This window comes from Bacteroides sp. AF32-8BH (assembly GCF_003435205.1).
Classification (GTDB): Bacteria; Bacteroidota; Bacteroidia; order Bacteroidales; family Bacteroidaceae; genus Bacteroides; species Bacteroides ovatus.
In genome coordinates this window covers 31063-51317 of sequence record NZ_QVLZ01000025.1, presented here as the reverse complement: position 1 = coordinate 51317, position 20255 = coordinate 31063, and the positions used below count along the sequence as shown (strand labels likewise).

The 20255-nt window shown below is 35.2% G+C and carries 14 protein-coding genes; all 14 read right to left on the bottom strand.

Features of this window, described 5'->3' with window-relative positions:
• Complete coding sequence (locus tag DWZ47_RS17755; protein WP_008768562.1) at positions 1–1500, bottom strand: hypothetical protein; 1500 nt, start codon at positions 1498–1500, stop codon at positions 1–3.
• On the bottom strand, positions 1501–2037 hold the full coding sequence (locus DWZ47_RS17750; protein WP_109115703.1) for a hypothetical protein: 537 nt from the start codon (positions 2035–2037) through the stop codon (positions 1501–1503).
• Positions 2034–2921, bottom strand: a complete 888-nt coding sequence (locus tag DWZ47_RS17745) for a hypothetical protein (protein WP_109115704.1) — start codon at positions 2919–2921, stop codon at positions 2034–2036. Before DWZ47_RS17745 ends, DWZ47_RS17750 begins: the two co-directional genes overlap by 4 nt.
• On the bottom strand, positions 2918–3856 hold the full coding sequence (locus tag DWZ47_RS17740; RefSeq protein ID WP_109115705.1) for a hypothetical protein: 939 nt from the start codon (positions 3854–3856) through the stop codon (positions 2918–2920). Before DWZ47_RS17740 ends, DWZ47_RS17745 begins: the two co-directional genes overlap by 4 nt.
• Complete coding sequence (locus tag DWZ47_RS17735) at positions 3843–4523, bottom strand: hypothetical protein (RefSeq protein ID WP_109115706.1); 681 nt, start codon at positions 4521–4523, stop codon at positions 3843–3845. The genes DWZ47_RS17740 and DWZ47_RS17735 overlap by 14 nt, the downstream gene beginning before the upstream one ends.
• A gap of 21 nt (positions 4524–4544) precedes the next feature.
• Positions 4545–6374: a hypothetical protein gene (locus tag DWZ47_RS17730; RefSeq protein WP_109115707.1), complete on the bottom strand. Its 1830-nt coding sequence runs from the start codon at positions 6372–6374 to the stop codon at positions 4545–4547.
• Between the two features lie 62 nt (positions 6375–6436).
• On the bottom strand, positions 6437–6790 hold the full coding sequence (locus DWZ47_RS17725; RefSeq protein ID WP_008647841.1) for a hypothetical protein: 354 nt from the start codon (positions 6788–6790) through the stop codon (positions 6437–6439).
• Complete coding sequence (locus DWZ47_RS17720) at positions 6781–8202, bottom strand: reverse transcriptase domain-containing protein (RefSeq protein WP_008647839.1); 1422 nt, start codon at positions 8200–8202, stop codon at positions 6781–6783. The genes DWZ47_RS17725 and DWZ47_RS17720 overlap by 10 nt, the downstream gene beginning before the upstream one ends.
• A gap of 12 nt (positions 8203–8214) precedes the next feature.
• On the bottom strand, positions 8215–8616 hold the full coding sequence (locus DWZ47_RS17715) for a hypothetical protein (RefSeq protein ID WP_008647838.1): 402 nt from the start codon (positions 8614–8616) through the stop codon (positions 8215–8217).
• 129 nt (positions 8617–8745) lie between these two features.
• Entirely contained in the window at positions 8746–14775 is a 6030-nt protein-coding gene (locus DWZ47_RS17710) for a DUF1566 domain-containing protein (protein ID WP_117514011.1), read from the bottom strand.
• Between the two features lie 206 nt (positions 14776–14981).
• The gene (locus tag DWZ47_RS17700) at positions 14982–15242 is read right to left on the bottom strand and encodes a hypothetical protein (RefSeq protein WP_008647836.1); all 261 of its coding nucleotides are present in this window, start codon (positions 15240–15242) and stop codon (positions 14982–14984) included.
• Positions 15243–15244: 2 nt separating this feature from the next.
• A complete protein-coding gene (locus DWZ47_RS17695) occupies positions 15245–17659 on the bottom strand; it encodes a hypothetical protein (protein WP_117514009.1) in 2415 nt (804 codons plus the stop codon).
• Positions 17659–19338: a hypothetical protein gene (locus DWZ47_RS17690; RefSeq protein WP_117514007.1), complete on the bottom strand. Its 1680-nt coding sequence runs from the start codon at positions 19336–19338 to the stop codon at positions 17659–17661. Before DWZ47_RS17690 ends, DWZ47_RS17695 begins: the two co-directional genes overlap by 1 nt.
• Complete coding sequence (locus tag DWZ47_RS17685; protein WP_117514004.1) at positions 19338–20252, bottom strand: hypothetical protein; 915 nt, start codon at positions 20250–20252, stop codon at positions 19338–19340. Before DWZ47_RS17685 ends, DWZ47_RS17690 begins: the two co-directional genes overlap by 1 nt.
• Positions 20253–20255 lie beyond the last annotated feature (3 nt).

Here is a 20255-nt window from a genome sequence, read left to right as displayed (position 1 = left end):
TTAAATAATATATGTCATTAAAAATCCGATGTATTCTGAACATCCATTATTACAATAATCAACTACACAATTACGTTGTCCGCCTTGTATTGTACAATGCCAATTTCCACGTCCTTTATTATGGGAATAACCTATTTTATATTTAGGAGGATCAATGGTGTTTGGTAATGTAAATATGGTACCACTGTGATGGGTATGTAATTCTCCTTGAATGGACACTACTTTTCCAACTTGACGGACATACAGTTTTGTTGTAATACCACAGTTCTGAACATTGATTGCAATCCATCCACTATCTTTGGGATATTCTATAGTTCTAGCTATAACATCAATTCCACCAACGAATAGTTTTCCTGTTACATATACGTCATTGTTGAGAACCAAGTTTCCAATGTTATTTTTGATATATAAATCTTTGTTAGAGATATTGGAATACCCCATATAACCGATTTGTTCTGAATTTTTGTCTTCCCAATTTAAACAGGTTATCAATTGATTGTCTGTCTTAGGAAGAGAGGCATTCTTTAAACTTAGGAGCGAAGAATCCGCATGGGATATTTTTACTGGTCCATAAAAAATACTAGCTTTAGATTTTCCTGTGATTTCTAGTATAACAGTATTTTTTCCATCGCCAATTTTGGTGTCCCGATAATAGGAATCTCCTTCATTGTACCCTAACATATTGATATTTATACTACCAGTATCAGCTGCAACGCCTGTATTATATATATGATTACTAGCTACAACAATATTTCCTGCCTTAATAGAATTTAAAGACATTGTGACTTTTAGCGTCATACCATTGGAGTCAAGCGAAGCCAATAAAGTATCTCCAATATAAAATTGAATAGCTCCGTCCTCTGTTATAGTTACTTTGTAAACAGGCTTTCCATTTAATTGGGATTGAATACTTAATGCTCCAGAGGCATTATAGGTGATGCTAGCTTTAGCTGTTCCTGATGTTAAATTAATCCCCTTTTGGGCTGTAAGGTCTTTATTTGCCGTTACTGTTCCATCAATAACAACATCCTTCTGTACAGTCTGAACTGAATTAGGGGAATCTATCATTAAAGCATATTTACCAAATAACGCTTCTTTAAGTCGAAGTGCTGTACCATCTGATGTAATACTGATAAATTGGGGTGGTGCTTCAGTTAGTACATCATTGGCTATTGGTACACTGGATGATACAGCACATCCGTATATATTCCGTCCATTTTTATCTCCGGAATCAGCATAAGACACACGTTCAACCGAGTTGTTCTCATACAAATACATAGGCCATTTAGAGACTCCAGATGTTCCTGCGCAATAACGTATTTTACCATTGATATAGACATATCCAGCACTAATACTTGTACCTGATACTTGACATCCGCTGATAATAAAGTTATCACACTCATCAAATATACTTGTAAAAGCTAATGCAAGATTCTGTAAATTCATAATATCATCAATGTAGGTGTAACGCCCACCTGTTTGTGAAGTAAACTCTTTCATTTAAGCGTATGTAACTTTAAATTTTTTTCCTGCAATACGATAACGATCTACATAATAAGTAATCATAGCTGTAAGTTCCTCTTGTGAGATTGTCTTGGTATTAATAGCAGGACAACTTACTACAAAACTTACATCACTTGTTGGCATCTTTTCATCTTTCCAACGCAATGGAGTGGTTGGGTGTCCGCTAACTTCGATTTCGCCTTCGTTATACAAAGGAAATTCGCATATATTTTTATTAGCATCTTCCCAATATATTGGTACTCCATTTATAGCACCATCTGAAATGACAATATGTTCAGAGGTGTCTAAAAAATACTTCCTAAATTTATGATTTAAAAAATATTCCATCATAATAACCTGGGAGGTCATTGCTGCTTCTATTCGTTTTTCGTCAGCCCATTCTTTCCATTTTATATTCAAAGAGTTTAACGGTTGTAAAATGGCTTGAAGAAATAATATCAGTTTTCGTCCTCCAAGATAATGAGGAACTAACTGATTTACTATACGGTCAGTATTAATACGATAACTTCTCATTCTGTTTCTAGTTTTATAACAATTGCCTCACGAAAGGTGGGAAGTTCACTTTCTGCATCTTGCTGTGTACTTTGTTTTGCATAACCGCTTGCTAAATAACACTTCCGCTCAATTTTGGTTAATGGTCCGAGTTCATTATTGTCATTGTATTGAGCGATAAATATTCCTTGTTCTACACTAGCTTCATGATCAATATGAACATCTGTAACATGCTCTACTTTTTGAATGGCATCTATAATTTTTTGTGAGTAGACAAGAGAATCAAATTTCATATTTACAATAAAATCAATAAGTGCTGTATCAATATTATCATAAAGTTCCTCTTTCGTAATGGCTCCATCATAATACACGGTGAGTCTGGGAACAAGCACATCGCCTCTGCGACTAACTACATTACACTTAACACCTGCAAATTTAATCTGATTAAGATATGCACGTGCTGCAATTAGTTCCTCATCAGACAATTGGGACAAAGAACGACCTTCTCCGGAAGCAACTTTTAATATCAAAATATTATCTTTGAACTCTTCATTATAATACTCTTGATAAGATACATGTGTAATCAATCTTTTTGTTGTATCTTCAGTTGCATAATGAAATGCTGTACCTTCATCATTGATAATTAGATCATCTCCATATTGCCATTTCAACATGGCATTTGCGTAATATGCTGAAGTCCCATTAATTCGTTGGGTAAAGGTTTTAGCAATATCTGTGGTAAAAACGTCTAACAATGTTTCAAATGAGTAAATTGCAGCAGCTGTTACCCATGTGAAAGCATTGATTATTGACATCTTTGAGTCATTTGTTAGCTCTGTAAGTTCCAGATATTTGTTTCTGGTCTCCACGGCTTCATTGTATATTTCTGTTAATGTACGGCTCATGCTATGTCTGAATTTTCATATTGATAAATCGTTCCATTTATATCAAAGCTCCATGAACCCGCTTCATTCCATGCAGTTTCATGGGTAATCACGTATATCGCTTCCATACCAGTTGTAATAACATAATTGCCATTACTATCTTTAAGCGGCTCCTTATATGTTCCAGAGGGTTGTGTATCTAATATAACTTTACAATTCCTCCGTTGATTATTATGCTTTGCAATATAGATTAAATAGTCATTGATAACTGTGTCTTCTGTATAATCAATATTTCTTAACTCTAAATTAGATAAACTCATATCCTGAATGGGAGCAAGGCTGGATAAACTCATGTCAGCCAGTTTCACCAAATATGTACCTTTACATAAAAATAGTCCTTGTAGAGAGAGATTGTTCTTCTCCGAAATTATCTCGTCTACCACCAAGGGCATAGTTGGCATGATTAAGCCATTAATAGAAGACAATTCCCAGGTTTTTAAATTGAAATCACCATACAATTTAATTGATCTTTCATCGGTATAATTATCGAAAAAATGCACATATTTCTGTAGAGTGGGAGATAGCGTTATAGTTTCCAGATCGCTATTATCTCCCCAATCAACAATAAGATTTCCGTCTCCGGCCATTTGTAATGCAATGGATGCTTCTTTGGGGGATATGTACACAACACATCGTAATGAGGCTGTTGTACTTTTGTGATATACATGTCGTTCCCCGTTTGCCGGTACAATATGTTCTGATTGTAATGTATTTACAATGCTGTCATATATAATAAATTCTTCATCCCAATATATTTCTTCATCTTCTTTTAATTGTGAGTGGAAGGATAAATCAGGATTGTTGATTAACAAATCGAATATACCTTCTATAGAACCATGTGTGCTTACTGCAACATCAAATATGTTCTGATTTCGTTTTACTTTATACACCTGCATCTGCTTCTGAAAAATCTAAGTCTAATTCCAGATCTCCTGAATAGGAATTAAAAGCGGCATTAATAATCTCCACTTTATCATCTTTGAATTCAGTTTGTAACTTTTCTGCTAATCCTGAATGACTAAGGTTGGCATGAAGATATTTAATTAAACCCACACCTGAAGTTGGATACCTATAGTTGTTGGACGGAACACATTGTAACAATAAGTTTCGGTTCTGAATATTTGCATTTATATTTACCATATCAGATATTGCATTGGACCATAAATATGCCACCCCTTTATTTATTTGTATAAGATAATAATCTTGACTAACCATTATTAATTGTGAAGCATACAAAATCTTATCTTGTAGGCCAAATAGCCTTGTATGCACTTCAAACCATTCAGAGTTATCAGTTGGGTTTATAACTATACGAATATTACCACCACCAAAGTCTCTACTAAAACGTATTTTTATTGGTTTATAGATTGGTGTATATGGTATCTTTATTTGCACACCAATCGTGTAAAGTTGCTTTATATCAAAGTTGGAAGGGAGTATTATTTGAGCGGTAAGTTGTAAATCAGTTTCTTCGATCCATTCAAACAAATATTCTTCTAAAGAGTTTTGATTTTTTAAAACTATATCACCCGTAATTGTATTTACATAAATATCTGTGCGCATTTACATCAATTTATTATTGACTTACTGTGGATTAAAATCATCATTTGTAAAGTCACAGAAATTTTGTATATACCAAAAAACAAAATCCCCCAGTGAAATACATCTTAAAATAATTTCTTTATTTGATACACGCACTTTTGAGATTTGTATTGGAGAACCTAGTACTGGAATATATCCTGGATAGAAAAATATACCATTTCCTTTTATTATTATATCAAAGTCACTTCTGGAAGCTCTTGTTGTCATAAATCCGGAATATATTCTAATTTCTGAACCATTATATTCTTTAATAGGGGTGGGAAGTTCTATAATTTGATCACCATATATATTTCCATATCTCGCTATAAAATATCTTCCTTGTGATAAATCCATAGGAGTTGGGGTTGAATCTGTGTTAATGTAAAATTCTTTATATGGTAATGATAATGAAGCTAATACATTTATATTACCAAATTCATCCCAAGTTAAATTTTTTGAAGCTAAATAACCAGAACCATCTTTTAATAATGCCCAGGCATCTCCATTTGATAATATTGCATCTGTGTTAATAAGAGACGTATCAATTTTTCCAGATATAATTTGAGAAGCATCAATTTTACCTTTAAAATTCATATTTCCGTCTTTATCCCATGTGATATTATCTCCTGCTAATGCTCCTGAACCATCTTTTTCTAAACGCCATTTAAATCCTCTAATACCATTAGAACTAATTGTTATGTCTCCAGATTTTGTTGTAAATCCAGAATTTGTTTGTATTCCACTAAAAATAGCTTTCTCATTAAAGTTCCAACCTGCAATAAAATTATCAGAACCTGCTGAAAACACTTTTTCGTTATTTTTATATCCTATCAGACCATAATTAGTGTTACTGATGCAATACATTGCAACACCGCCATATTCTTTTACCCAGTCTAATTGATTACCAATATCTTGGACAGAAGCAACATTAGCGATGGCTATGAATTTTTTTAATGAATTGATTCCTATAGTTCCATTGTAAATGCTATCGGCTCCTATGATCCACCCTGCAATACTACCACCAGATGTTTCTATTGTTCCTTTGAATGAGGCATTTCCCTCAACATCCATTGTAACATTACCATTGGCAAAAGAGGCTGAACCGTCTTTGTTTAATGACCAATGAATGATGCCTTCACTTTGAGCAGAAATGGTTCCTTCTGATTTTATGGATAATGTGCCATCTTCACATTGAATACCACCAGATGTAATATCCCAACCGCCTATTTTACCTCCGGTTTGGTCTATATGAAAAATTTCTTTGTTATCTTTATATCCATATATACCGGCTCCGTTATTTTCTGAAGGACCAATATATACCCCCGTTAATCCTGGAACATCTTCAAGACTGTCGTGACTACCAATTATTTTTTTTCCAACAAATATTTTGGGAGTAATCACATAAGAAGAGCCAATAGTTGTTTTATTGTTTTCCCAATCTTGAATCCAATCCAGCATGGTACTTTCGCGTACAATAGAAAATGTGAAACGCCCAGTTAACCCTGCACTTACTCCAGAAAGAACTGGAATTTCAATATATCCTTGTAATATATCAACTGGGAGTGATATAATGGATAATCGGTATCTATAGCTATCAACTTTTATTAGTTGACATTCTATATTATCGTTACTTTTTATAATAGTGCTGGAATCAATTTCTATTGGGGTTTTCTCATCTCCACAATATGCTGAAATAATAGTATAAGCATGTTCTAATTTAGGGTTAGAACCATCGAAATCTGCTTTAATCACACACGAGTTTGGGGTTAGCGACAACGAATAAGCATCGCTAATAGATACAAGTGTGATAGAAGATTTTGCTACTGTTCCCATAAATTACTTTTTCAAAAGAATAGCCTTTGAACAAAGTATTTGTTGATGCGAGAAGAGATAAACTATTTCTTAATCTCTTCTAATATTTCCTTGGCCATACGCTTTGCTTCCACTCTCCACATTTGCATGTCATTCCATTCTTTTTGATGCTCACTATCTTCATCTTCTAGGAGGTAATTATTAATAATGGCTTGCATTGCATCATCGGAGTAACGTCCATGAATAATAGCTGAAACCAATTGGCTATATGTGGGTGTTCCAACTGGAAGGGTTATCTCACACCATTTGTATTGTTCGTTTTCACCTTCTTTTACTATATGAACATCAAATGCAATTGTGTATTGACGCAACCCTAATTTTATATTGTGTCGTATGCGTTGAGGTTGCTCATTACCTTGATTATAAGTTATAAACATTGTACTGTGTTTTTTATTTTTACAACTTGAAATTTTCCTTGAATATAGCAAGCCTTCCAAAAATAATGTAGTTCTGAAAATGCTTTGCGCCTGATTCCGTATGACTGATAATGAATTAAGAAACCTAAATAAGAGTTTATAGACCTCACATTGGCATATATAGCTTCTTTGTCACAGTTTTTACATGCTTCTTCTAAATAACTTACAGCATTAATAAAGTTTCCAACAGTTCGATTCGATAAGTAAGCTCTACCCGGCTTAATTACTCCTCCTACCATTTTTATTCCTTTTTTAACTTCTTGAATATAGATTTTATTAGGGTGCATTTGAATATTTAAAATATATCGTAGTTGATTCCTAGAAGCTCTTTTGAAATAAATTGCATCTTCCTTAGTTTTGCACACAAAGCTAAAATCATCTACAAAACGTACATATTTGGCTCCTCTTTCTTCTGCTGCTTTAATAGCCCATTCATCAAAAAATGACATGTAAAAATTGGCAAATAATTGACTAGTTAGGTTTCCTATTGGTTCGCCTTTCATCCATTCATTGTAAAACAGGCTTTTGTTTTTAGGCAGTATTCTCCATAATTTTAAATTTCCTTGACGTATACAATCATCTTGTGGTCGATGTCGTACAATTATTTCTGTAAGCCATAGCACTAAATCTAAATCTTGTTCATATATGGTCCCTTTCCAATAATTCCATTTTTCTTTGATAAATGGTAATAAGTGTTCTAATAATCGTTCGCAATCAATTGACATAAAAAATCCTTTAATATCAAATTGAGCATACCAAGCCTCGTGCGAATAATTATCAGAGACTTCAATTGTATTTTTTGTCAACTGATCAATACATGCAAATGTTCCAAAACCCTTTCGACAGTTAAATGATACATTTCCGTGTTCAACAAAACGTGCCTCAAACAGTGGCTCTAAGCGTAGGCACAACCAATGTTGTACAATACGGTCACGGAAATTTGCAGCAAACACTTCCCGTAATTTAGGACGGGTAACTATAAAACAAGTACTTGTTGTTGGTCTATATGTTCGTTCATAAACTTCTCTCGCTAAATCTAATAGATCTTCATGCCAAATAAGTCTATACATAACACATTGTGAACTTGTCTTTTTTTGGGCACAGCAATCATCTAACGCATCAAACCATCCCTCAACATATTTATCGTTAAGTGCTGCAACCGCTCTCACCATGTTACTGTTGTACTTGTTGTTGTTGTTGAAGTTGCCATTACTAAAGTTCACGTTCCAGCTGTTGTTCTGACTGTTCTCACTGCTACTCCAGTACCGGCTTGCGGTTATTGCGTGTACTATCTTGTTCTTAACTAGGTCTTTAACGCTTGGTAAAGGCCCAGTGACACGCCCATTTTTCAATAAAGATGTCCCTGTTATCATAGTCGTAACCGTTCAACAGGTCTGCTGCTCCAACACTTTGCTTCTCCAGCTTTTAATATGCTTTGAAATTTCCTTTAAAGATTCAGCAAAATGTGGCATTTGCTTGTTGCTAATTATGCGTGTATGAGGACTCCGATTTGACCACTCTTTTAAGGTGTCAATGCAAGTTTTCACTGTACGCATTTGCAAATAAAATGAATTAATAAGTTCAAGTTTGGAATCAGGATCTTCTTCATTTAAAGCCAATCCTATCACTGTTAATCCATCAAGCAGAGTGTCTATGAGACGTTTGCTTAATTGACGAATTCCTACACTATTAGGGGTTCGTTCTACCATTTCTATACAGAGTAACATTAAATTTTCTGTTTCTCTGTAAATAGGTGCACTTCCTGCATTACGAATTGTTCTTGCCATAATTAAAAGATTTTATTCACAATGTGTCTTATTACATATAGTTTATTTACGAATACTTTATTTTTTCTGTAGAGGTTTACAATTATGGCATATTTATTTTTGTGGAGCGTCAAAAGACGCTCCACTATACTAAAATGCTGCAACCGCTCTCACCATGCCACTGCTGCACTTGCTGTAGCCGTTGAAGTTGCCATAACTAAAGTACGCGCCCCAGCTGTAGCCCTGACTGTACTCACTGCTACTCCAGTACCAAGAATTAGAAAAATCGTTCAAAATACCGGCATCTATTGCTTTTTGAAAAATTGCACCTATTTTATCATCGTCATAATTCACTCCTTGCCTAGCGTGCCAATACATACGCATAAGTTCACCAACAGATGGTAGGTACCAATTATGATATTTAAATTTATCTGCTAATTCTTCGCCTGCTTTCACTGTAGGCTGATAAGCATAGCATTTGCTGACAGCAGGATAATAAAATTGTTGATATTTACTAAGATTCTCATTGTTAGCAATTATGTTATTTATATACTGGGTCAACATTGCTTGTTCAGTATATAAGTCAGTCGCTTCAGGTATCGGCAAATTAACTCCTGAATCTTCTAAGATTTTATTTCTATGTTGAATAATTTTTAAAGTTTTTGCTAAACCGACAGGAACTTCGTCACCTCTTTTATAGGCACCTGATAAAATAGCTAAATCCGCAGCCAATTCCTCTTTTCCTGTATTAATTGTACCTGGAGCAGCGATACCATCTCCAACAGCAACTGTTTTAACATCTGAATTTACAAATCCGTCAATTGTATTTTCATCTACATAATTATCATACCTTATGTAGTTAGGAGAGGTATTACCTTGGTCGTCATATTCTGTAGGTTGTAAGCCAGTCTGTGTAATGTTAGCAATTGAACCTATATCATATACACTATAATTAACATCATCTTGTAATTCAATAGGATAAATTGCATATTGTTCATTCCACTCTTCCGTTTGTCCTGTATTTTGAGGATAAAGCCCCCATACTATACCTGAATTTTCAAGATTTGATAATGCTACCATACGTCTATCATTGGCATCTGCTGGATTTATGTAAAAACAAATTCCAACTACGGTTTTTCCAGCAGTTGTAGGACCATAAGTTCCATCATAAAATACATAATCTCCGAGATGAGCACGTCTGGGGTATAAACCAATATCCCATGATGCTTCAAGCACTTCACCATTTGTTTTTGTTAGATAACATCTTAAAGTTGTATGTGGAGCCAATGTATCTTCATCTCCTAATTGAGATACATTGATAACGCAATAATCTTTTGACGTATTGACTATTTTTGCATACAAATTGGTATCCAATGACCAACGAATGCTAACCACATCATTCCCATTAGCGGTATTCGGCTTACAGTAAAAAGTGTGTTCACCTGTAGAATAAATGTATTGGCTTCCTTTGATTTCTATAGCTGCAATAGGAGTTGAGTAGTAAGTAATATGAAGATTGTTGTTCTCATCATCTACATTTCCCCAATGATACAACCAATCAATTTTATTGTTAAAATTAGGTCGGTTGGTAGTATTGTTTATTACTGCTATTTTTCCAGATACACTACTGTCTGTAATAGAAGCCAAATAGTTAATCATATAAAGAGAAACCTCGGTCCAGTTTATACTTGCTAACTTTAAATAATTCAGCGGTGCATTGCCTGTAAAGCATAAATTAAATATGGTACGCGAATCTGCAATCCCTGCGCCAATTGATAAACTTTGCATTCGGTCAGCTCCTTCCAATGTGATGGTTTTCAAATTAGGCTGTTGATCTAAAGACAAAGATGTTAAAGTCCCAGGAAGATGAACCTCTTCTAAATATTCGGTAGCTGGAAGAACAACAGAAGACAACATTGTTCCTACTAAATTCAACATTCTAAGTTTAAGCAAAATAGATAAATCTAAACCACCTACTAAACTAGCGACACGTTTTAATACTAGTTCTTGCAACAAAGGGGCAGTAATAGTCATACCGGTAGGACGGAATTCAACAACATCTTTTCCATCCACATGAAAGGCTGTTAGGCGAGCACCGCTTAAATTAAATGTTTCTCCTAAACTTTTGTCTGTAAAGTCACCAATGGAACGCATATAATCAATACCATTTAAGAAAATATTAGTATTGCCATCTGAAGTTCCAACATTGACATCGTATGTTTCTCCGGCTTTAATACGTGGAGACAGTGCGTTACCAACCCCATAAGATAGTGTCGAACCTATGGCAAATGAGGGGTACATCCAAATATGTGGTACAATAGAAAATTTAAATTGTGGACGTGTACCATCTGTTTTTATTATAGACCGGAAGTTTAATGAGCCTGCTGATCCTTCACCGTCACGCCTTCCAAAGTCTCCAAAGGCTGCATAAGAAGATATGTAGGTAAGTCTGCGTGCAACCCATTGCATTTCTGCTTGTAATCCATCTCCTAAACTTTGTGTTATGGGATCTGTACCATTTGTGTATTTATTTTCCGGGTCTGAACTCACATAGGCGGTTCTGGCACGTTCATATACAAGACGAGCCACTTCATTGTAAGCAACGGCTGGGAAATAACGTTGTACGTAAAAATAATATTTTTCCATACAGCCCATTAAAGTTCCATCATCACTTAATTTAAGCATTGCTTGTAATATAGAGCGCATATTGGTACGCAATTCATCTGGAAAAGCGTTTTCCATTTGGTTAAATAGTGCATTCCCTTCGCTATTCCAATAAAAGCCTCCATCATTATTTTTATCATGTTCTTCTACATAGTAAGGTTTTTCTCTTTGCCCTACATTATTTACAGGAAATATTGTGTCCAAATCATCTTGATGCCAACCAATTAAATGAGTTTTTGGGTCAACATAAAAATATATATTCTTTCCTCTGTTATCACTGGCTGCAATTAACTTACAAAAATTCATAGCAAAATGAGTTTCTGTAAGATTAAAATATTTTCCTGCATCAGCCTTGAACAATGCTATTCTAGCCGTTTTGAACGATGAGTTAATTGCATCCCAATCTGTACCGCTGGCAATATTCCCGCATTGTTCGTTGATATTTACAGTCGAATATCTTCCACTTTCAATCTTTTCAGTGCCTGCACCCACCCAAGTAGAAGTAATGAAATCATACCTGAATAAATCAAACTGTTCATTGTTACGCCCCGATTTAGTCAGCCAATAATGTTTGGAGGTATCAAGATTTTCTGCTGCATTTAAATCTTCGATGGTACCGTTGAAATAATCTATATTGTCATAATGCTTAAAGACAAAGTTAAATCCACTTTTGATAGGGGCGATCTTATTGGTATCCCCAAAGACCAGACTCATTTGCTTTTCGCCGTTATACATCCAATCTTCTTCACCTTCTAAAGTGACATCTTCATCAATCCAAGGTACGCGGCACATCACCAAAGCACGGTCATTATCAGCTCCTTCTAGGCATACATAATCTGGAAATTTTGTTTTGTCGTATCCGAATGTCGGTTTGTCTCCCTTACCTGGTCCAAAAGTCATAAAAGATTTAAATTGTGGTTCGGAATTCTCATCTTCTTGTACAAAGAACAAAAACGGTTTTTGAAGTACAGCTACACGACAATTTTCAAAACCTTCTGTATTAGTAATGGAATTACCTCCACATACAGCTTTAAATAAATCATTAAATAGAGCTGTAGAACCTATTTTATGACTTTGTGCTGAACTTGCAAAATTTACTTTCCCTACCAATTTGAGTGCTCCGGGTACATCGTTGGTTAACTGATAACATTTACCACGATTTGCTCCATTCTCATCAACCCAATACCCATCTTCATTGAAGCCCCATTGTCCATTCCACCACCAATACAACATGGATGAGGTTCCTTGACCTTTTTCGTTCATGTCGTACAATGTTCCACTATTCTCCGGTTCTCCAGGGATATGGATAATTAAAGTTCCGTTGAATTTGTCCTTTTTAGTATTGCCATAAGTAGCATATTTACCTTTCCAAAGAATAACATTGTATTTTTCATAAGCAAGATCGTAGCTGATAGTATTACCATCAAGAATGTTATTAGAATCTCGGAATGCTATTTTTTCTTCACTATTATCTAAGGATGCCATATAGTTTTGGCGCACATCATTAGCTGTGAGTGCTTTCTTATACACCTTAATACTGTAAATGTCAATGTCGGCTCCAGAACTACCAATACGGATACCTTGTGAGGTTTGTTTGCTATCCACGTATTGTACAAAGGTGTCATCTGTAGCGTAGTTAATTTCACGGTTAATGATTCCATTCACAAAAATGCGACAGTAATTTTGTCCGGTACTGGACAAATTGTACAGTAAGTTAACTGCCACTTTAGTACGTGTTCCTTCTCTATACCCAATGTCTTGGTTTTTTCGAGTAACTTTAGCTAAAGTCATAAAACAAGCCTCTGTAGCTTTCATTTCCCACCCTAATGGGTTGTTGTCTTTAGTATAAGAACACATGCGTAGAACTGGCTCATCTTCGTTGGTTATATTACGAGTTGCAAAATCTATTTCAAATGTAAGTGAACCTGTCTTCTGTGTTTGGATGAAATCAGAAAAAGTTTCATAATCAATAGTTATACTTCTTCCACTAGGAACACGCAAACATTTGATCCCATTATCGTCTTCAACCCAACCATCACTAATAAAACCAAAATTTTCAAAGGTCGCGGGAACATTCTCGCCTGAAACGGTATTAATAATAGTATCTGGGTGGGTTTCAGTATTACTACGTAGTTTTGGATTGATAATTAAATCAGCACCATCAGTCGGGGCAAAATTTTGTGAGTTATCGATATTAAAACTAATACGATCACGCAAGTATTTTTCTCCAGTGCTAAATAACATATAAGCACTGAAATTCGTTTCTTTGCTTTCGATTTCTATCATATTGCCAAATGTGTAAACCACACCATTTTGGGCTTGCTGTTCAGTGTAAGACAGATAATTCTCAACCTCTTGAATGTCTGTTAATTTAAAAGTAACAGGTAATACATCTGAACCTGGGTTATATATTGCCCATTGGAAAAATTGAACGGATGTCCAGTTTACAAGAGACTTGACTATCTGGTTTAATATGATATATGGAGTCTTATTATCAGGGTCTGAAACTATCATTACCTGTGAAACAATGTGTTCACTTTCCACATCTGTGCCATCTACAGATAACCAGGCCTCAATTTCATGTACTCCATGAGACATAACTTTAACAGAATCCCCTTCAGTGTCGGTTACATCAAACTGATTTGGGGTTTCCGTGTACTCAACTTTGCCAACAGCGTATTGGACAGAACGTACACCACCTTCACCACTAATTTTTAAATTTAATGTTTTAGCTACAGCACCAGTATATGTATATAATAAAGACATAGTGGCACCAGTAATAGGTTGCTGCCATTCGTTTCGGAACGTAAGTTTCAATTCTGTTTTTGTAACACTTTGGAACACTACATAAGTTGTGGTACTTTGTGTTTGGTCTCCAGTTACAATGATACGTAATTGACAGGTTCCACTGTTAAGTAATCCACTAATATCTACATCCGTATAAGTGTCGCTTTCGGCTTCTACACTCTTGATTGCCATTGTACCAATTGTACGCCAAGAATCGGAAGCGGAGGCACGCCTTTGGATAGTCATAGTACCATCTTCATAGGTATTTGCATATTTCCCAGTAACAGGATTGTATGTTTGAGAAGTAAAACGCATTTTTAGAACTACACTACCATCAATGCTTACATAATTTGTTTGATTGCTGGCCGTGGTTAATTCTACAATATTCATTACACCCTGTTCGTCACTAATAGGAATAGTAACATCAAGCAATTTTAATGCTTGATTCTCATCAGGGTCAGCAAGCCATTCATTATATGTGTTTTTATTAGCAAATGCTCGAATATGATAAAAACCGTCCGGATCTTTTGTCATAGGAGGAATGTGACCAATTTTATTGTTTTCATGGTCTTGCAAATAGCTCTTTATAAACTTTTGGACAGCCTCCCCAGAGTAGGGGAGAAGGTTCGTTTCGTCAGGTGCTGCGGGGATGGTATTGTTTTTATTGCCACCCCAGTCCTCTGTAAATTTACCAGCAGGAATTTCGTCAGTTCTGAATTTCTTAGCCATAATTAATTATTTTTTTGTAAAGCGTAATTTAAAAATTTGTTAGTTTTTCCAGCCTTCATCATTTTTCCAAGGAGATGAGTTAATCCAGAAACCAGATCCAAAGCAGGAACGTATAGATTGCCAAACTAATTTTGTCCCTATGTAAACTGCGGTAATTATTTTGTTACCAACTCTTATTTGACTGACATCTTTACCATTTATCTGTATCATTCTTCAAGTATGAAATACACGGTGTTTTCATCTTTGGATTCGATTTGTTCAAAAGCCTCTTCATTTTCAATTACATCAAATGAAAGATTACCTACTTGTTTTTTGAAGGAAAAGGTGTCATTTGAGTTATTGTTTACGGCATTTATCAATTGATTAAATTCGTGAGCTGTTAAACGTCCACGGTTATTAGTTCCATTGTTTTCTTGCTTATTATTAAAATCAAGCAGGTTAGGGGATTGCTCTTGTTCTGCCGCCATACTTAAAATATTAAAGGGAATTCATACGGGAACATGTTACCGTTTAGAAGTTCACACATAAAACAGTCTTGTCCTGATATTCCATAATTTAATGTGATACTTGGTTTTGATCTATCAATTTCTTGTTGTACTATATTGCCTTCATTATCTCTTTGTTCTTTCCACCAATCAATCACTTCATTTTCCATATCAGGAAGATGATACCTAGTCCACTTGAATATGTAGTTTTTAGCTACATAATCCGGATCAACTAGTTTACCTTGATAATAGACGTTAGCGGTTAAAACAGTTTGACAACTATTGTTTTTATATGATACTCCTTGACTGGAAGTAATTTCAAGTGAATAGCCCACTATATATTGTTTCCGTATTGTGAATGTAGCGGAATACTCTTCATCACTAAATTTCACGATACAACGAACTGTTAGCGAGTTACCATTATCCCAATAAGGTTCAAAAGGCCATATTGTTAATGTCTTTCCATTTTCTCCTTCAAACGGTATATAATCATATCCTTGTAAATAATACCATTGTCGTTGACTGGAAGTAGACTGTAGGTTCTCTTCTTCCAGCGTTAAGGTAATGTCTGCCGGATTAGTAACAGGGTCGGCTCCTGTTAAGTCTCCTAAAAGAGTAAAGGTATCAGTTCCAACAATACGAATAGACTTACTGACTAATTCGTCTTTTACAGACTGGTCAAGGTTATCCCAAGTCATTGTCACATTTTTGCCAAATGTTACATCGCCATTTTTATTCCATTTAATATTTTTATTGGCAAAATGACCAGAACCATCCGTTTTGATTAATACAGAATTACTACGAGTACCAATACTGCCTTCTCCGTCAAAATTTAATTGAAGCAATGGGTTCTGGATGGTCCCACCAATGCCACCACGATTAAACCAAGCTCCATAATCCTCTGTGTAATTAAGTATAGTGTCAGTAGGTTGGTATTGTGTGACTAGTTCTCCTGCCTCTAATTGTGGTGAAGAAAAATAAAATATTGATTCTCCTGCATTATCAGAGGTATCAAAAGTTGGGACAATGGATAGAACCAATGCTTCTTCTGCCTGTTTCGGAGCTTGTAATTCAAATGTTACTTTTTTACGAGACCATATATTCGTGTCAGCAATAGGTATTTGAACGGTTCCTATTGCTTTATCATTTTGTAAAATAGATAATTGACATGCTTGCCCCGCATATATCCAAAAAGAGAATGTATATTTTTTCCCGATATGTTGCGCGAACCACTCTTCAGATTGGGCTATCATGCTTATGATTTTAGAGGCACTATATACATTGCCGATTCCAGTAGGGTTTTCTATTTGAGTGTCAATAGTAATTGCAGATGTAAAATTAACATCTAAAGAATTAACGAATACATTCCTATGAATTTTTCCGGCATAAAAAGTTGCAGCAAAACCATTCTCATCACCAGCAGTTAATGTTCCAGAAATATGAGCAGATTTTGAAGCAAAAAGTTTCTGTAAGTAACCTCCATATCCTTCTAATTGACCAAATACCGGATCTGTTATTCCATTCAATTTGCCAACACGTATTTTACTGGCATCGCCAAAGTTAGCAACACTAGACAGTAAGATGATATTGAAATCCGACACCCAAACTTCATCTGAAGGAGACATCTCACTTAAATCCAGTTTTACTGTTCGCAAATAACGTCCAGAATAATCGACAGTTATTGTGTGCAACTTATATTGCCAATCTGTTGTAATAGAAGTGGTTTCTTCTCCATCTGTTCTTGTTCCATCTTGGTATTCTAATGAAACTTTACAATTGACAGCTTTATTGGCTTTGATCTTATATGAAATAAGAACGCGGTTGGGGTTTTGAACATATTTGTAGAAATCTTGTTGCAGACCAATGAAACCGTAATATATAGCGTCATTTCTTTTAAAATGACAAATGCGATTATTGTCCGCTTCTGATAGTATGTAATCAGTGGTTACTGCTTCTGTTCCTCGTACTATATATTGTGATTCGGAATCTTCATAATCAGGAGTTGCAATATTTGAAGGCCAACATAAACTCTCATTACGTCCAATACCGTCAATCACATCCATATATGGGGCATTATCGTCAGACCCAGTTAAATATATGGCTCCAGATCTATTTATATCAAACAGATTGGTAATTCTGGCAAAGTCTAAGATTTCTTCTGTTTTGGGCACATCGCCTTCTAACAGTGCTCCGATGAAATACTGTTTTTCGACAATATCATTTGTATTAGAATCTACAGTCTTATCTATTCCATAATCCAATACACACATTAACGAATAAATAAGATTCTTTCCATCAAAATATTGTCTTCTAACTATATCCCCAGTCCGTAATCCTTGTATCTTTTTAGAATCGGACTGGAGAGAAATTTTATATTTCTTGTATTTATATACAGACATTATGATATTTCTTCTACTAAGTCTCCGGAACAGGCATCGCTGACCCACCAAGACCCGTTAGTCACTGATTGCTTCTGCACTTCCAATTCGTATATTCTCATTTTTTTACGAATTGTCAGATCATCAAATGTTGCACTGATGTTGCCGGTCAATTTGTTTTGAATGATACCCCAGCCATTTCCGGCAAAACCACTGGAAAAAGTGACAGAACCTATGTCGTTGACAAAATAGGCATTACCATAGTGCTTAACTCCATTATCTAAAGCCAACCAATAGATTGAATCATCAAAGAATAGCTCGTTGGGGAGGAGACGGGTTTTAGAATCTGCTATTCCAATTGATTTTTTTCCTTCAATCGGTTTGTCAAAAACAAAAAAATCAGCATCTGTAGAAAACATTAAGCTGGATGATTTGCGATTTAATGGAGCATATAAACTTAACGATTCTACATAGCCAAATGATGATTTTATTATTTCAGAGATTTGTACTGTATCGTCATCAGCTACTTTATTATATTTAAATGGAGCTTCAAAAAATACGCTATCACCATCACTGTAAAATCCTGGTCCATCTTCTGATTTTAATCTAATATAACGTCTGAATATTACACCAGAATCTTCAGACGATTTTTTATATGTTTCAATCAATATATTCCCTAGATTGTGTCCTGCCTTAAATGATTCTGGGAAATATGCAGAACCAAATTTTGAAATCATTTCATATTCACCATCATCATCATAAATACTGGTTTGCAGGTTGATTTGTTTGGTATTATCGTCTCCCAGATTTAATATTTTGTTAGACGCAGAAAATGAGATAACATTGTTATTCTTGACATGAATAATGTAATTATCATCAAATTTTATGCCTCCTGTTACAATATTTAAGTCCCCCGTTAATTGAGCTAACCGTTTGGCAGAAATAGACAATACACTTGTATTATCAAATCCCAGATCTACACCATGCAAGGCGGTAATGCCAGATTGGAATGTGCTTGTACCTTTTACAGACAGATCCCCGGTAAGCGTTCCGTCTTTCATAGTCCAGTTTACATCTTCTTTATTTGAATTCCCGGAATGATAAAACTCATTTCCTTGATAGCTTATGCCATCCTTGGATATTTCTAAATCTCCAAGTCTAATATATCCACTACAAACAACATCACCGTTTAATGCGATTATATCATTATCATAACCTATAACATTACAACCGTTAATGTATAATCCATGTGTAGGGAGATGCAATTCACCGTTAATAGAAACTATATTTTTTCGCTCTTGTGGATTACTTTCGGACGTTTGGTAAACATCTAATATTTTTATTCCATTGTCTCCGGCTGTAAAACCATACAATGCTTTTAATAAACCGGCCATAGAGTCACCATTTATGGAAACAAACCCACCGGTGCCACTTCCGCCACCTTCTTCACTGCTTAAACTACTTATAATAGTATTTGCTAATAGATATGCAGAGTTCTTCCTGGTTATATTTTCATATTCATATATTTCAAGATTGATTTTTTCTTCATTCACAACATAACCATCCACATAATCCGAACCTGTGAAATCTGGAAGGGTTTCGTGTGAAGCTTGTTCCATCCCTGTTAAGAGTCGATTGTACATTGTTTCCAATGCACTACCTTTCTTAATTTGTGATATACCTTCATTTAACTTTGCCATTATTCTGCCACTTTTACAGTTTTTGATAAAAATCCTGATATAGATGCTTTATAGGAGTTAACTTTTGCTTGAAGGGATACAAACTTTGCCAAATTAGCTGGGGGTTGAGGTCCCATCATAGTTGGGGTCATCATTTGAGATAATGCTCCTAGCCAGTCAACCAATAAAGTTGCTAATTGATTTCCAAGTACTGCTGGTTCATTGGCACTACCGCTACCCAAATACACTCCATCTTCTCTGATTATAATTTCTTTTGTATTGTATTTTGCCAAAATTTGTTGGGCATCAAGAAGTATTTGACTTTTATCATGTTGGGATAAAATATCGTCAGCGGTTATTTTGAATATACTTTTATCACTTTCTCCTTCTCCTTTAGCAACTTCCGACAATATCGAAACAGGGGTATAAGTCGTGTGAGCATGAACACCTGTCTTTTCCAATTCATCTACATCTGGAGCATCCTCTGAATCTTCCCATTCTTTTGTTTCTGTTGCTCCAATAATTACTTTGTTATGCGCGTCTACTTGTATTGTGTCTGCATGAGAGTATTGAATAACATATTCGCGTAATGTTTCAGGGTCTGTTGTTATTACGACATCCGAATAAAGATAGGGGATAACCACTAAACCATTTTCATTATTTTGAATGGCTGAAAGATATACGCCTTCATGTAAACCAACTGGAAGCCCGTCATCAATAGCCTGTTTGTCTGTAAGTGTATGAGTATATTCCTGTACATCAACAGTTCCGCACAGTTCTCCATCTGTATGTATTTTAACAACAAAACCAGATATTTTGGCTGTGTTTTTTATAACGTTGTTTCGTGGGTTTACCAATTTATGAAATGCAATTTGTCGTATAGCATCATAAATAGCACTGTTTGCGCTTAAATCGCTTGTAATTTTATCTGCCATAGT

Coding starts and splice junctions, on each gene's coding strand:
- DWZ47_RS17710 (WP_117514011.1), bottom strand. CDS start 14,775: ATGGCTAAGAAATTCAGAACTGACGAAATTCCTGCTGGTAAATTTACA.
- DWZ47_RS17755 (WP_008768562.1), bottom strand. CDS start 1,500: ATGAAAGAGTTTACTTCACAAACAGGTGGGCGTTACACCTACATTGAT.
- DWZ47_RS17690 (WP_117514007.1), bottom strand. CDS start 19,338: ATGGCAAAGTTAAATGAAGGTATATCACAAATTAAGAAAGGTAGTGCA.
- DWZ47_RS17730 (WP_109115707.1), bottom strand. CDS start 6,374: ATGGGAACAGTAGCAAAATCTTCTATCACACTTGTATCTATTAGCGAT.
- DWZ47_RS17695 (WP_117514009.1), bottom strand. CDS start 17,659: ATGTCTGTATATAAATACAAGAAATATAAAATTTCTCTCCAGTCCGAT.
- DWZ47_RS17685 (WP_117514004.1), bottom strand. CDS start 20,252: ATGGCAGATAAAATTACAAGCGATTTAAGCGCAAACAGTGCTATTTAT.
- DWZ47_RS17740 (WP_109115705.1), bottom strand. CDS start 3,856: ATGCAGGTGTATAAAGTAAAACGAAATCAGAACATATTTGATGTTGCA.
- DWZ47_RS17720 (WP_008647839.1), bottom strand. CDS start 8,202: ATGATAACAGGGACATCTTTATTGAAAAATGGGCGTGTCACTGGGCCT.
- DWZ47_RS17725 (WP_008647841.1), bottom strand. CDS start 6,790: ATGTTTATAACTTATAATCAAGGTAATGAGCAACCTCAACGCATACGA.
- DWZ47_RS17700 (WP_008647836.1), bottom strand. CDS start 15,242: ATGGCGGCAGAACAAGAGCAATCCCCTAACCTGCTTGATTTTAATAAT.
- DWZ47_RS17735 (WP_109115706.1), bottom strand. CDS start 4,523: ATGCGCACAGATATTTATGTAAATACAATTACGGGTGATATAGTTTTA.
- DWZ47_RS17750 (WP_109115703.1), bottom strand. CDS start 2,037: ATGAGAAGTTATCGTATTAATACTGACCGTATAGTAAATCAGTTAGTT.
- DWZ47_RS17715 (WP_008647838.1), bottom strand. CDS start 8,616: ATGGCAAGAACAATTCGTAATGCAGGAAGTGCACCTATTTACAGAGAA.
- DWZ47_RS17745 (WP_109115704.1), bottom strand. CDS start 2,921: ATGAGCCGTACATTAACAGAAATATACAATGAAGCCGTGGAGACCAGA.